The 13,539-nt window shown below is 65.0% G+C and carries 13 protein-coding genes and 1 pseudogene; 12 read left to right on the top strand and 2 right to left on the bottom strand.

Translation table 11 applies throughout. The features are described from left to right. Window positions 1–84 precede the first annotated feature (84 nt). Entirely contained in the window at window positions 85–933 is an 849-nt protein-coding gene (gene istB, locus BLW81_RS08380) for an IS21-like element helper ATPase IstB (RefSeq protein ID WP_083406781.1), read from the bottom strand. Next, window positions 930–2,291: pseudogene (locus BLW81_RS08385) on the bottom strand (IS21/IS408/IS1162 family transposase). Before BLW81_RS08385 ends, istB begins: the two are co-directional and overlap by 4 nt. Before the next feature lie 488 nt (window positions 2,292–2,779). On the opposite strand from BLW81_RS08385, the gene BLW81_RS08390 reads away from it, so the two are divergent. The 12 genes from BLW81_RS08390 to BLW81_RS08445 all read left to right on the top strand — a co-directional run bounded on the left by BLW81_RS08390 (window position 2,780) and on the right by BLW81_RS08445 (window position 13,535). Continuing rightward, on the top strand, window positions 2,780–3,289 hold the full coding sequence (locus BLW81_RS08390) for an aromatic-ring-hydroxylating dioxygenase subunit beta (protein WP_011777800.1): 510 nt from the start codon (window positions 2,780–2,782) through the stop codon (window positions 3,287–3,289). A gap of 60 nt (window positions 3,290–3,349) precedes the next feature. Next, the gene (locus BLW81_RS08395) at window positions 3,350–4,717 is read left to right on the top strand and encodes an aromatic ring-hydroxylating dioxygenase subunit alpha (RefSeq protein WP_083406782.1); all 1,368 of its coding nucleotides are present in this window, start codon (window positions 3,350–3,352) and stop codon (window positions 4,715–4,717) included. Between the two features lie 19 nt (window positions 4,718–4,736). After that, window positions 4,737–5,564: an SDR family NAD(P)-dependent oxidoreductase gene (locus BLW81_RS08400; protein ID WP_083406783.1), complete on the top strand. Its 828-nt coding sequence runs from the start codon at window positions 4,737–4,739 to the stop codon at window positions 5,562–5,564. A gap of 57 nt (window positions 5,565–5,621) precedes the next feature. Then, entirely contained in the window at window positions 5,622–6,647 is a 1,026-nt protein-coding gene (locus BLW81_RS08405; RefSeq protein ID WP_083406784.1) for a 2,3-butanediol dehydrogenase, read from the top strand. 14 nt (window positions 6,648–6,661) lie between these two features. After that, on the top strand, window positions 6,662–7,747 hold the full coding sequence (locus BLW81_RS08410; RefSeq protein ID WP_011855460.1) for a beta propeller repeat protein: 1,086 nt from the start codon (window positions 6,662–6,664) through the stop codon (window positions 7,745–7,747). Between the two features lie 14 nt (window positions 7,748–7,761). Further along, the gene (locus tag BLW81_RS08415) at window positions 7,762–8,925 is read left to right on the top strand and encodes an aromatic ring-hydroxylating oxygenase subunit alpha (RefSeq protein WP_234904400.1); all 1,164 of its coding nucleotides are present in this window, start codon (window positions 7,762–7,764) and stop codon (window positions 8,923–8,925) included. Between the two features lie 41 nt (window positions 8,926–8,966). Further along, entirely contained in the window at window positions 8,967–9,416 is a 450-nt protein-coding gene (locus BLW81_RS08420; protein ID WP_235632222.1) for an aromatic-ring-hydroxylating dioxygenase subunit beta, read from the top strand. 28 nt (window positions 9,417–9,444) lie between these two features. Next, window positions 9,445–9,843 (top strand): SCP2 sterol-binding domain-containing protein, encoded by a 399-nt coding sequence (locus BLW81_RS08425; RefSeq protein WP_011559054.1) that lies wholly within the window; start codon window positions 9,445–9,447, stop codon window positions 9,841–9,843. A gap of 2 nt (window positions 9,844–9,845) precedes the next feature. Continuing rightward, window positions 9,846–10,364 carry a dioxygenase family protein gene (locus tag BLW81_RS08430; RefSeq protein WP_011891586.1) on the top strand — a complete coding sequence of 173 codons (519 nt, stop codon included), beginning with the start codon at window positions 9,846–9,848 and terminating at the stop codon, window positions 10,362–10,364. A gap of 155 nt (window positions 10,365–10,519) precedes the next feature. Further along, window positions 10,520–11,329 carry an MlaE family ABC transporter permease gene (locus BLW81_RS08435; protein ID WP_083406785.1) on the top strand — a complete coding sequence of 270 codons (810 nt, stop codon included), beginning with the start codon at window positions 10,520–10,522 and terminating at the stop codon, window positions 11,327–11,329. Then, a complete protein-coding gene (locus BLW81_RS08440; RefSeq protein ID WP_083406786.1) occupies window positions 11,326–12,183 on the top strand; it encodes an ABC transporter permease in 858 nt (285 codons plus the stop codon). Before BLW81_RS08435 ends, BLW81_RS08440 begins: the two co-directional genes overlap by 4 nt. 5 nt (window positions 12,184–12,188) lie before the next feature. After that, window positions 12,189–13,535 carry an MCE family protein gene (locus BLW81_RS08445; protein WP_083406787.1) on the top strand — a complete coding sequence of 449 codons (1,347 nt, stop codon included), beginning with the start codon at window positions 12,189–12,191 and terminating at the stop codon, window positions 13,533–13,535. The last annotated feature ends 4 nt before the right edge of the window (window positions 13,536–13,539 follow it).

Below are 13,539 nucleotides of genomic sequence, written 5' to 3' on the forward strand. Positions count from 1 at the left end.
ACCGAAGATGCCGCGTACACCGTTAATCTGACGGACCCAAGTCTCCAGGTGTGCTCGTTGAAATTCCTCACCTGTGAGCAGCGGTCAGTGTAGTGGTTGGCGGGTGCCGGTGGTGGTGCGTCGCAGGGTTTCGGCGGCGTCGTGGTGATCGCGTAGTCGGTAGGACTGGCCGTCGAGGTTGATGACTACCGATCGGTGCAGGAGGCGATCGAGCATGGCTGCGGCGACGGTGGTGTCACCGAGGATGTCGCCCCAGGCGCCGACTCCGCGGTTGGTGGTGATGACGATGCTCGTTTTCAAATATCGTTGGGAGACAACCTGAAACAGTGCCGATGCTGCTTCGGCGGGCAGTGGCAGGTAGCCGAGCTCGTCGATGACCAGCAGTGTGGGGCCGGCGTAGAAGCGCATGGTGGTGGCCCAGCGTCCTTCGATGGCGGCGCGGTGGCAGCGGGCGGCCAGGTCGGCGGCGGTGGTGAAGTATGTGCGGTAGCCGGCGTGGGCGGCTGCTCGGGCCAGTCCGACCGAGAGGTGGGTTTTGCCGGTCCCGGGTGGGCCGATGAGCAGGATGTTGGTCGCTGATTCAAGGTAGCGGCAGGTGCCCAGTTCGTTGATGAGCTTGCGGTCGATGCCGGCGGCGGCATCGACGTCGAAGTCGGCCAGCGTGGCCGGGGTGGGTAGGCAGGCGAACCGTAGCCGTCCGGCCAGCCTTCGTGCGGTGCTGGCGTCGACTTCCACGGCCAGCAGCCGCTCCAGGGCGATGGTGAGTGAGAGGTTTTCGGCGTTGGCTTGGTCCAGGACTGCAGGGAGGGCTTCGGCGGCGGCGTGCAGTTTGAGTTCGGCCAGATGCGAGCGCAACTGCTGATAGCGGCTGGCCGCCGCCGACGGGCCCTCAAGGGTGGCGGTGGTTTTTGGGGTGCGTGGGGTGGGTGTCATTGGATGGTCCTTCGCTGGGCGGCCCGCTCGTAGGCGGACAGGTCGATGACTGTGGAATCGGTTGCCGTGGCCAACGCTTTCGGTGGCCACGGTGTTGGCGGTGGTGGTCCGGAGTAGTTGGGCGGCAGCAGCTTTGGCGGCTACACCGGGTGGGATGCGTTCCTTGCGGCGGTGCGGTCGGCCGGTCGTGGCGGTGGCCATGGCCGCGGTGTCCAGGGCGATGATGTGGCCGCTGTCGCGGACCATGAGTCGAGGCCGTCTGTGGCGCGGTGGTGGCGGGCCACGACGACGCCGGTCATCGTGGCGATGTCGATGTACTGGCCACCGATGGGGTGGCTGACGGTGACCTGGGCGGCGGCCAACTCCGGTGGCACCGAGTAGCGGTTGCCGCGGTAGGACACCAGGGCTTGGCGTGACGCGGTTGGGGACTCGGACACGATTACCGGGTACGGCGTCACTGGTACCGGGGCCAGCGGCTCAGCTTTGGCGACCACGGCGACCGAGGAGCGCCCGTCGGTGGTGGCCCGGATCCGGGTGTCACCTCGCAGACGAGCGAAGCGGTCCACGCTGGCCTGGGCCGCCTCAACGGTCAGGTCGTCGGCCAGGGTGCGCCACCAGCGTTGCGCGGCAGTGTGATTGACCTTCTCCACGACACCTTTGCGCTTACCGCGTCGCGGTGGGCAGATCGCTACCGAGACGCCGTAGTGTTGGGCGACCCCGGCGAACGAGGCGGTCACCCGGCCCGAGCCTGGGTCGCAGACTGTGGCCATCCGGTCGAACCGCCAGATGCGGGTCAGCCCGCCCAGGCCGCGCACGATGCGGTCGATGGCGGCCACCAGGTGCGGTTGATCCATCGACGGTGAGAGCACCGCCCGCCACTTGCCCGAATGCGCCAGCGAGCCGACCAGCAGGAAAGCTTTCTTCCCCCATCCCCAGGATGCGGGTGGATCGGGCAATTCCAGCCAGTCCCATTGGGTTTCCTCACCCGGCGGGTGCGCGATGACCGCGTTGGGCCGGTCTGCCGCGGTGCGGCAGGCCTCGTACGCCGGGCGCAGACTGCGGGTGCGGATGTTGCGGGTCAAGCTCTGATACGACAGCCCGAAGCCGAGGTCTTCGAGTTCGTCGAAGAGTGTGCGGGCCCACAGGTGCGGGTCCTCGACCAGTCGGGCGGTCACGTAGTCGACGAACGGCTCGAACGGGTCAGGGCCCGGCCGGGCCCGCACGCCGGGCTCGGTGTCGCCGGCCAGATAGTTGCGGACCGTTTTGCGGTCGAAGCCGGTGTGACGGGCGATCGCAGAGATCGACCAACCACGTTTTCGTAGGGCGTGTACTTCCATGTCGTCCTCCCATGTGAGCATGAGAAAGCGGGCCTCCTTCGACACAGCTACTGGCGTCAGACACCAGCAGCATCGAGGGAGGCCCGCCCTTCTCGGCGGAGCCACACAGGTGGGGAATTTCGATGAGCCTCAGTGGGGAATTTCAGCGAGCGCGGTCAATAGACGTGCGTGTGCTGCCACGCCTCGACGAGGAACACACCGGTAGCGCTCTCACCGACAGTGCGCGTTATAAGGGCCGCCGCCGCTGTCAAGCCTCGCCAACCACGGCGACGACCGCGCGATACCTCCGGCTTCGTCTGCAAGTTCGCTGGCTGTCGACGACGTGTGCCGTGCGACTGGTTCTGCGAGCGCCGCGGGGCTTGCTGTGGGAGCCGTTTTGGTCGTTGCCCATTTGGAGATGTTGTCTTGACGGGCCGTGTGACGTGACCTACATTCTCTACAGCGGAGGACGCATCTGTTCAGCAGAATATCGAGTCAGTGTTGATGGTCTGGTCGAGGAGTTCGGTGTGATGAACGCGGTTGCGGTCGATCGAGATACCCGTGAGGCCGTCGAGGCGTTCATGTTCCGGGAGGCGGAGCTACTCGATGGGGGGCAGTTCCGAGAATGGTTGGGTCTGCTCGACCCCGACATCCGGTATGTGGTTCCGGTGCGCACCACCCGTGAGGATTCCGCGGGTTGGGTGGGCGCGATCGCGCACTGGAACGACGACTACACGGGCTTGGAGATGCGGGTCCTCCGGGGCGAGACGGACTTCTCGTGGGCCGAGTCACCTCGGTCGCGGACCCGGCACTTCGTGTCCAACATCCGCACGACTGCCGGACCGGAGGCTGATGAGTTGACCGTGCGCTCAAATCTCTTGTTCTTCCGCAGCCGCGGAGACAGCGGCCGGTGGGAGTTGCTGTCGGCCGAACGCGTCGACGTGTTGCGCCGCACCGACGATTCGCTGCGGTTGGCTCGGCGCGAGGTGTTACTCGACCACTCGACGTTGCCTATCGACAACCTGTCGGTAGTCCTGTAGGGCCAGCTCCGTTCACCACCTCCGCGTGGATATCGCCGATTCCAGAAAGGGTCCAACCATATGACCACCGAAACAACCGGAACAGCTGACGCGACCGATCCCTACCTGCGGCGCGCGTTGCGGGAGGTAGCGGACGGGCTCAAGGTCGGGCGCTTACCGGCCCGCGTCGTCAGCGATCCCGCGCTACACACGATCGAGATGGAGCGGATCTTCGGGCGCGCCTGGGTGTTTCTCGGACACGAGTCGGAGTTGGCCAAGTCCGGCGACTTCGTCGTGCGGCACATCGGGGCCGATTCGGTGATCGTTTGCCGGGACAACTCCGGCCGCATCCAGGCGCTGTCCAATTCTTGTCGCCACCGTGGTGCGCTCGTGTGCCGCGCGGAGATGGGAAACACCGCGCACTTCCAATGCCCGTACCACGGCTGGGTGTACAGCAACACCGGAGAGCTCGTCGGCGTGCCGGCGATGACGGAGGCCTATCCCGGCGGCTTCGACAAGTCGCAGTGGGGATTACGTCACATCCCCCATGTCGACTCGTACGCCGGATTCATCTTCGGCAGCGTCGATCCGAAGGCGCCGAGCCTGACCGACTACCTCGGCGACACGACGTTCTACCTCGACCTCATTGCGAAGAAGACAGCGGGCGGTCTGGAGGTGATAGGGGCACCGCATCGATGGGTGATGTCAGCGAACTGGAAGACAGCCGCCGACAATTTTGTCGGCGACTCCTACCACACCCTCTTTGCTCACCGCTCGATGGTCGAGCTAGGCATGGCGCCCGGTGACCCAAACTTCGCGAGCGCACCAGCGGAAATCTCGCTGCAGAACGGCCACGGCGTCGGCGTACTCGGCTTTCCGCCCACGCTCGCCGATTTTCCCGAGTACGAGGGATACCCCGACGAAGTCGTCGACCAGATGGCGACGTCCTACCCGTCGCCGGTACACAAGGACCTGATGCGACGCTCAGCCTTTATTCACGGCACCGTGTTCCCGAATTTGTCGTTCATCAACGTGACCATCGCGCCGGACCACATGTCGCCCCCTACCCCCTTCATCACGTTCCGGGTATGGCATCCGCTCTCCCATGATCGGATGGAGATCCTCTCCTGGTTCCTGGTCGAACGCGATGCTCCGGAATGGTTGCGCGATGCGTCCCAGGCGTCCTACGTCAACAACTTCGGCCCAGGTGGGGTTTTCGAACAGGACGACGCCGAGGCATGGAAGGCCATCACCGAATCTGTCCAGGGCCCGTTCGCCGGTGAAGGCCTGCTGAACTACGAAATGGGCATGGACTTGACTCCGCTCACCGACTGGCCAGGGCCGGGAGAGGCCCTCCCGAGCGGGTACGCCGAGCAGAATCAGCGGCGGTTTTGGGGGAGATGGCTGGAATACATGGGTCAGCCTCCCGCATTCGGCGGGCGTGCTTGATGAAGCTTCTGCCCAGGCTATGCGCGAAGTGCGCCCGTTCACCAATCGGCGCCGCGTGAGTGCCGTGAAGGCGGGGGACCGCCGGGTCGCAATTGTCACTGCCGCCGCCGCGGGAATCGGTAAGGCGATCGCCCTGCGGTGGTGCCGCGAAGGTGGGTCCTGTGTCATGGCCGACACCGACGGCGAGGGCCTCGATGCGGCCGTGCATGAATTGGCCGAGTCCGGCGCGGCGGTTTGCGGCGTCGCCGGCGACGTTTGCCTCAGCGATGTTGCCAACAGTGTCGTCGAACGGGCGCTGACCGAGTTCGGGCGGCTCGACACACTGTTCAACGTCGTCGGCGGGAGCCTGGCTCGCAACGTGGAGGAGATCAGCGAGGAGCAGTGGCGCAGCCAGATCGACATGAACCTCGGCAGTGTCTTTCAGATGTCCAAACCCGTCATCCCACTCCTGCGCCAGGGTGGCGGCGGGTCGATCGTCAACGTCGCGTCGACGGCCGGGATCCTCGCCGAGAACAGGTGCTCCGCCTACAGCGCAAGCAAAGGCGGGGTCGTGCTACTCACGAAGAACATGGCCCTCGACTTCGCCCGCGACAACATCCGCGTGAACGCGATCGCCCCCGGGGGCACCCGCACGCCGAGGATCGAACGGTTCCTGGCCGAGCACCCCGAACACGCCTCGATGATGGTGGACCTCTGCGCGATGCAGCGTTTCGCAGGACCAGACGAGATCGCGGCGCCGGCTGTGTTTCTTGCCTCGCCCGAGGCGTCCTACATCACCGGTGCCGTACTGCCGGTCGACGGAGGCATGACCGCCGGCGTCACTTTCCGGGCGTTCGAGGCGGTATGAGCATGATCCCCAACCGCTGGAATCTACACCGGACCCACGAAAGCACCGCGAGCTGAGATGGAAGCGATCGTTCTCAACGGCACCAACGACGTCGGTCTGACGTCGGTGCCAGACCCGGCGCCGCAGGACGGTGAGGTCATCATCGAAGTGGCGGCGACAGGGCTGTGTGGAACTGACCTCCACGAGTATGTCGCGGGGCCCACCTTCTCGCAGCCGCCGGTGGTGCTCGGTCACGAGGTCTCGGGCCGGATCGTGGAGGTCGGAGCGGGCGTCGACCAATCCCGCATCGGGCAGGGCGCCGCGGTGATCCCGATGGATTTCTGCGGGAGCTGCCACTACTGCCACCGGTCGCTCTACCACTTGTGCCAGCGCCCAGGATGGATCGGCTACACCCGAAACGGAGGCCTCGCGAACTACGTCGCAGTGCCCTCTCGGCTCGCAGTCCGAGTGCCGGACGTGGTGGACCTCGAGGAGGCGGCGCTGACCGAGCCGACGGCGGTGGCGTTCCACGCGGTGCGGCGAGCGGAACTGCTCCTCGGCGAAACGGTGATGGTCCTCGGTGCCGGGGCACTCGGGCTCACCGTGATCCAGTGCGCACGCGCGGCCGGAGCTGCGCGAATCTTCGTCACGGAACCAAGCGGCGTGCGGGCCAGCCTGGCGCGCGACCTCGGCGCCACGTTGGTGCTCGATCCGCATGACCCCGGGACCACCGCGTGCATCCTGGAGGAGACCCGCGGTGTAGGGGTGGACGTGGTCTTCCATGTGGCGGGCAGCGCGGAGGCGTTCACACAGGGCCTGGACTGCCTCCGCAAACAGGGCCGTTTCATGGAGATGTCGTCGTGGGCCGGCGCGGCCTCGCTCGATGTCAACCGCCATCTGCTCAAGGAGATTCAGCTCCGGATGGTTTTCGGTTACGACATGTTCGACGATTTCCCGGCCGTTCTCGCCCTGATCGCCGACGGAAAACTCGCGCTCGCGCCGCAAATCACCGCTCGAGTCCCGCTGGACCGCGCCGTCAAGGAGGGATTGGGCGGGCTATTGGAGGGCCGGGAGGGTCTGGTCAAGGTGCTGGTGAAGCCGTGAGTGAGGGAGACTTGATGGTCGTCGCCGCGACAAGCCGCGGTGTATTCACCGTGTCCGGCGACGGCAAGGCCCGGGCCTGGCCCGAGTTGCCGGGGCAGGTCATGGCCATGGCTGTCCAGGACGAGCGCGTCGCCGTCGCCGTCCACAAGCACGGCGTGTTTCTCGCCACCGCGGGCGCAGACCACTGGACTGACCTCGGCGATGGCCTCGCCCACCGCGACGTGCGCGCGCTGGCGTTCGATCCGCACACGCCCAACGCGCTCTACGCCGGAACAGAACCAGCGCACTTGCTGCGGTGGCAAGACGGGATCTGGGCCGAGTGTGGAAACGTCCTCGGCGTACCCGAAGCGAAAAGGTGGAGCTTCCCCATCCGCCCGGGAATCGCGCACGTCCGTACCATCGCCGTGCACCCACTAGAAGCTGACGTCGTCTACGTCGGCATTGAAGTTGGATCCCTCCTGATCACCCGGGACCGGGGACAGACGTGGGAGGAGATCGATGGCCTCGGTCACGACATCCACCGCGTGGTCCTGCACCCGGAAGCTCCCGACCGGCTCATCGTCACCACCGGCCAAGACACCAAGCCTTACCGCGGCGGCAAGGGCATTTACCGCAGCACCGACCGCGGATCGAGCTGGGTGCAGTCCAACAACGGACTTGGCGAGCGCAACTACACCGAAGACGCGATCGTGGTGCATCCCGCCGACCCCGACGTGGTGTTCCTCGCCGCGGCCGACGGCATCCCACCGAAGTGGGCTGCAGTGCGCCGGCTGGTGATGGGCGCGATCAACGGCAACGTCTATTTCTTGTCGCCGTCCAAACTGCGCCGACGCCGCGGCGCCGACGTGGGATTCTTCCGCAGCAACGACGGTGGCGCCTCCTGGGTACGGCTGAATAGCGAGGACGACCGCGGCCTGTTCGACATGGTCTGGGCGCTGGAAGGCGAGCTCACTGAAGGCGGCGAGCTGCTGCTGTACCACGGCACCACGGCGGGTGGGCTTTACGTGTCGGAAGACGAGGGCCACACCTGGAAGTGCCTGGCCGACGGCCTGGGCGCGATCACCCACATCGCGACGCCGAAGAAGGGAACAGCGCAGTGAAGCTTGGACCGACGATGGAGTTCGACCACATACAGCCGGCGATCCGGAAACGGTTCACCTCTGCAGCGGACATCCCCAAAGAGGTGTTCAGCGACCCCGACGTCTACCGGGAAGAGCTCACCCGCATCTTCTATGGCCCCTACTGGCATCCGATCGCGCACCGGGCCGAGCTGGCCGAGCGCAACGCCTTCCGGACGAGATGGCTGGCCGACGTGCCGCTGCTGATGGTGCGGGACGGCGATGACCGCATCCGCGTGTTCGTCAACTCCTGCGCCCATCGGGGAACGCTACTGGAACAGCGCCGGTGCGGGGTGGCGGAGCGATTCGAGTGTCCGTATCACCGGTGGATCTTCAACAATGACGGCCGTTTCGCCGGCGCGCCCCGCCGCATGCAGTTTCGCCCGGACTTTCGCGAGGAGGACTACGGCCTCCGGGAGCTGCACGTAGTCGAGGCGTGGGGTTTGATCTTCGTCAGCATGGCTGCGCAGCCGCCGCCGTTCGACGATTATCTCGGCGATAGCGCGGATCCGTTGCGCGACTGCATGGTCGATGACGGGGACTTGACGTTGCTGGGCTACCAGACGGTGGTGTTTCAGAGTAATTGGAAAACCTACATCGACAACGATCCCTATCACGCGCCGCTGCTGCACAGCGCGTTCAAACTGCTCAACTGGCAGGGCGGCAGCGGAAACGTGCTGGTCAGCGAGCCCTATGGGCACATGTCGATTCTGTACGATGCGCAACCCTACGTGGACAACGGTTTCCTGGCTGACCCGAGTGTGGTCACGCGGATGGGGGATGACAGCCGAGCCCGCGTGATTGCGTTACGGCCGGTCACTGGGATCGTGCGTCACGTCGACACAATCAACATCCGGTACGCCCGCCCGCTGGGGGTTGATCGTACCGAGGTGCGATACACGTTCTTCGGCCATGCCAGTGACTCCGAGGACTTCGCACGCCACCGAGTCCGCCAGTCGTCAAATCTGCTGGGGCCGAGCGGCTTCATCAGTATCGAGGACGCCGCCGTCTACAACCGCGTGCAGGCGACCGCGCGTGACGGCGGCTATCAGCGCTTTGTCGCCGGGGTCGGCCGACCATTGTCGGAGTCGTCGCAGAACGACGAGGTCGCCAATACCGGCTGGTGGGCGCACTACCAGGAGGTGATGGAGTTTTGCTGACATCGAGCGTCGAAGATCGGCGGGCACGTGCCGCGTACCTGGTGGACGAACTGCTGGGAGCCTACGCCCGCGCAGTCGACGATCAAGACTTCACCGCGTGGCTTGCCCTGTTCGCGACGGAATGTGCCTACGAGGTGCGCGCGATGGAGAACGTCCGTGAGGGGCTGCCGCTGGCGTACATGATGGACGATTGCCGAGAACGGCTGGCCGACCGCGCGAAGATGATCCAGGAGGTCTGGGCGGGCACGGTCGAACCCTACGACACCCGCCACTTTCAGCAGCGTACGGCGATGCGTGAGCTCGGCGAAGACCGCTGGGAGGTACGGTCCAACGTCCTCGTCACCTACACCGGCGCCTCCGGCGAGCCGGGGATTCTGGTCAGCGGCTACAGCGAAGACGTCGTCGTCCTTGACGATGAAACCGCGCTGTTTCAGCAGAAATTCGTGGTGGTGGACAACACTCCGCCGCGCTATCTGGTGTACCCCGTTTGACTCGTCGACCGAAGGAGTGGATTAGATAATGACTGCCGTTGCGTTGATGTCGCCCGAGTGGGCACGCGCGTACCGCGACCTGTGGAACGACTCGGCCGAGATCCGGCAGGGTGCCAAAGAATTGAGCATGCTGATCGAATGGCGAGTACAGGACGCCAACGACCAGGTCTCACAGTTGGAGATCACCGATGGTGAGGCCGTCTACGGCGGGGTGCAGATCGAAGGGCGAAAGGCTGACTTCGTTCTGACTGCAACCGCGAGCGTCTGGCACCGGGTCGCGGACGGCGAGCTCGGCGTAGCGAACGCCATCGCGACGCGCAAGATCAAATTCGTGGGCCCGGTCAAGGTGGCGATGGCGAACATGGCGGTGCTCGGCGCCGGACTCCGCCTCCTAGGTCAGGTCGACGGACTCGTCTGGGGAGACTGAACATGGCAGCTTCTCCACGGTGGCAGTGCGACCGGGCGGCGGGCGCGTCCGGGGCCATTCAGTTTCACGGGGTGATTACGGATGAAGATGGTCGACCAGTTCCTAACGTCCTGATCGAGACCTGGCACGCCGCGGGGGACGACGACAACGCGGCGACGAAGATCGGACGGCCGCGGTGCGACGGCCGGAACTACACCCGCCCAAAGAGCGTCATCACCGACCAACAGGGTCGTTACAGCATGAGAATGGTGCCGCCTCGAGCACCCGAGCACGGGGCAGCGCCGTTCATTGCGGTGTCGGTGCATACTCGAGGGCTTCTCGATCGGCTGATAACCCGCGCCTACCTTCCAGGGTGCCATCTCGCCAAGGACCCCCTGCTCCGCCGCCTGCCCGCCGAGCGGCGGCAAGCCCTGATTGCCACCCGCGACGACATCGGACTTCGTTTCGACATCACGCTGCGGCCAGCACACGGCGTGAGGGTTGAAACCTTTGTTGAGCCGCAACAGGAAGCTGCGACGTGACCGTGTTGCCGGCTTCAGGCGATCGGGGGCGGTCCGGCCTCACCATGCCTGCTGTCATCGACGCATTTCGGCCGTGCTGTTGGGGCAGGCCTAGCCGCGGTGAGGGAGATTCCGGTCCCAGACGCGCACCTCAGCAACCTTATGGGGGCTTCTGAGTGAAGGGCCTTTCGCTCCGTAGCAAGGTTGAGAACCTCCCGACAGCGGCTGACGTCAAAGCTCTGAAACCACTCAGCATCATTGGCGGGCTCTACGCGATGACGCTGGACATGTTCGTCGCGATGTTCAAACCACCCTTCCAATGGCGCGAGTTCCTCCTCCAGACATGGTTCGTGGCGCGGGTTTCCATGGTCCCAGCGCTGACGTTGTCGATTCCCCTCGTTGTCCTCACGTCATTCACCTTCAACACGTTGCTCGGCGAATTCGGCGCCGCAGACTTCTCAGGAACCGGCGCAGCATTGGGCGCGGTCAACCAGATCGGCCCCTTCGTGACTGTCCTCGTCGTCGCAGGGGCCGGCGCTTCGGCGATGTGCGCCGATCTCGGGTCGCGCACGATCCGCGAGGAAGTCGATGCAATGCGGGTCCTCGGCCTTGACCCGATCCATTCCCTTGTCGTCCCTAGAGTGCTGGCCACGACGTTGGTCGCGGTGCTCCTGTCATCTGTCGTGACCGTTACTGGGCTCCTAGGCGCTTTCTTGTTTTCGGTGTACTTCCAGCATGTAACGCCCGGGTCATTCGTCGCCAGCATGACGCTGATCACCGGTCTCGGCGATGTCCTCGTGTCTCTGGTCAAGGCCACGCTGTTCGGTTTCGTGGCGGGTCTGATCGCCTGCTACCAAGGCTTGCGAGTGCAAAAAGGTGCGGCCGGAGTGGGTAACGCGGTCAGCGAAACCGTTGTCATTGCGTTCTTGTTGCTCTTCGTCGTCAATGCCATCGTCACTGCGGTCGGGTTCGAGGTCACGAAATGAGCGCCGGCGTTGTCTTCCGGCAGCGGTTTCCCAGGACCGCCCGCTCTTTGAGCCAGTGGAGGGCCAATTGGAGAGATCTCGGCGATCAGGCCCGCTTCTACGGTCAATCGATCAGCTCGACCGTGCAGGCGGCCACGACCTACCGTGCCGAGGTGCTACGCCAGATCGCCGCGATTGGTCTCGGCGCAGGATCCTTGGCGGTGGTGGGTGGCACAGTCGCTGTCGTCGCCTTCCTGAACTTGTCGACCAGCGCCGCTCTGGCGAGTCAGGCCTACAACCAGATGTCGCAAGTCGGCGTGGAAGCGCTGGCCGGCTTCACGTCGGCGTACGTCAACGTTCGGTTGGCCACCCCGGCCAGCTCCGCCTTCGCGTTCGCCGCCACGATCGGTGCTGGTACCACCGCGCAGCTCGGTGCGATGAAAATCAACGAGGAAATCGACGCGCTAGCGGTGATGGGCATCCGGCCGATCGCCTACCTAGCCTCAACTCGTCTGCTCGCCGGCGTGATCGTGGTCGTCCCGCTGTACTGCGTGGCCTTGTTGATGTCGTTCTTCTCGGTGCGGGTCATCACCACCGCGTTCTATGGGCAGGGGTCCGGAGTGTTCGACCATTACTTCGACACCTTTCTCAATCCGCAAGCCGTGTTCTTCTCCTTCGCCGTCACGGTCGCCGCAGCGCTGGTGATCATGCTGATCCACACGTACTACGGACTCAACGCCACTGGCGGTCCCGCCGGTGTGGGTGAGGCGGTCGGGCGCGCGACCCGGACGTCGCTGATCGCCTCGCAGATGGTGATTCTCTTGGTCACTCTGGCTCTCTACGGCCAGACCGGCACCTTCAACTACGCGGGGTGAGGCGCATGGCTGACGGTACGGGTGCTCGGCGGATCTCCCCCGGGTGGTGGGCGATGTTGCTGGTCACGGGCATCGTGGCGGCGGTGGTGCTGAGTCTGGCCATGTTCAACAGGACGTTCACCCCGACCGTGCCGGTGACCCTGACAGCGGACCGCTCGGGTCTGATGCTGGAGCCCAACTCGCGGGTCAAGATGCGCGGGGTGCAGATCGGCCGCGTCAGCGCGGTCACCGGCGGGGATGCCCCGCGCATCCAGCTGGCCATCGACCCCGACCAGATCCGACACATCCCGGCCAACGTCGAGGCACGCATCCAATCCATATCCTTGTTCGGGGCGAAGTACGTCGACCTTGTCTACCCACCCGACCCCAGCCCGCAGCGGCTGTCAGCGGGAGCAGTATTGACATCACAGAACACCGCCACCGAGGTCAACACCGTGTTCCAAAATGTGGTGCAGCTGATCAAGACGATCGACCCGCTCAAGCTCAACGCCGTACTTAGCGCGCTCGCCGAAGGGGTGCGAGGACAAGGCGACAGGATCGGTGCAGCGATCACCGCGAGCAATCAAGTTCTACTTGAGCTGAATCCACGCACCGACACTGTGCGCGAGGACTTCCGCGCGCTCAAAGGTGTCAGCGACACCTACAGTGCGGCAGCCAAGGACATCATCGACACCGTAGCCGCGGCGACCACCACCAGCGCGACGGTCACCACGCATGCACAGCAACTCGACACGCTGCTGCTCAACGTGGTGGGGCTATCCCGCAGCGGAATCGACCTGCTAGGCGCCAGCAAAGACAACCTGGTGAAAGCGGTCAACCTGCTGGAACCCACAACGAACTTGCTGATGAAGTACAACCCCATGCTCACCTGCTTGTTTGTTGGCGCCAAGACCACACTCGACACCGGCTATGCCGACATGCTCGGCGGAAACGGCAAGTCTCTCATCATGGACGCTGCGCTGCTGCTGGGAGACGATCCATACCGTTATCCGGACCATCGGCCCATCAACGCCGCCAAGGGCGGGGAAGGTGGTAAGCCCAGCTGCGGCTCGCTGCCCGACGTCGCCCAGAACTTCCCGGTGCGCCAGCTGATCGCCAATACCGGGTTCGGCACCGGACTAGATTGGCGACCCAATCCCGGCATCGGCTTCCCCGGGTACGCCAACTATTTCCCGGTGACTCGGGCGGTCCCCGAACCGCCGAGCATCCGTTACCCGGGCGGCCCAGCACCCGGACCGATGCCCTACCCCGGTGCACCGCCCTACGGCGCTCCCCAGTACGGCCCCGACGGAACGCCCCTCTATCCCGGTGTCCCGGTCCCGCCACCGCCCTCCGCAGGACCCACACCGTGACCGC

This window comes from Mycolicibacterium rutilum (assembly GCF_900108565.1).
GTDB classification, from domain to species: domain Bacteria; phylum Actinomycetota; class Actinomycetes; order Mycobacteriales; family Mycobacteriaceae; genus Mycobacterium; species Mycobacterium rutilum.

Excerpts from the sequence above, each read along its gene's own strand:
- BLW81_RS08400 (WP_083406783.1), top strand. The coding sequence starts at position 4,737 with ATGCGCGAAGTGCGCCCGTTCACCAATCGGCGCCGCGTGAGTGCCGTG.
- BLW81_RS08445 (WP_083406787.1), top strand. The coding sequence starts at position 12,189 with ATGGCTGACGGTACGGGTGCTCGGCGGATCTCCCCCGGGTGGTGGGCG.
- BLW81_RS08395 (WP_083406782.1), top strand. The coding sequence starts at position 3,350 with ATGACCACCGAAACAACCGGAACAGCTGACGCGACCGATCCCTACCTG.
- BLW81_RS08390 (WP_011777800.1), top strand. The coding sequence starts at position 2,780 with ATGAACGCGGTTGCGGTCGATCGAGATACCCGTGAGGCCGTCGAGGCG.
- BLW81_RS08425 (WP_011559054.1), top strand. The coding sequence starts at position 9,445 with ATGACTGCCGTTGCGTTGATGTCGCCCGAGTGGGCACGCGCGTACCGC.
- BLW81_RS08440 (WP_083406786.1), top strand. The coding sequence starts at position 11,326 with ATGAGCGCCGGCGTTGTCTTCCGGCAGCGGTTTCCCAGGACCGCCCGC.
- istB (WP_083406781.1), bottom strand. The coding sequence starts at position 933 with ATGACACCCACCCCACGCACCCCAAAAACCACCGCCACCCTTGAGGGC.
- BLW81_RS08405 (WP_083406784.1), top strand. The coding sequence starts at position 5,622 with ATGGAAGCGATCGTTCTCAACGGCACCAACGACGTCGGTCTGACGTCG.
- BLW81_RS08415 (WP_234904400.1), top strand. The coding sequence starts at position 7,762 with ATGGAGTTCGACCACATACAGCCGGCGATCCGGAAACGGTTCACCTCT.
- BLW81_RS08430 (WP_011891586.1), top strand. The coding sequence starts at position 9,846 with ATGGCAGCTTCTCCACGGTGGCAGTGCGACCGGGCGGCGGGCGCGTCC.
- BLW81_RS08410 (WP_011855460.1), top strand. The coding sequence starts at position 6,662 with ATGGTCGTCGCCGCGACAAGCCGCGGTGTATTCACCGTGTCCGGCGAC.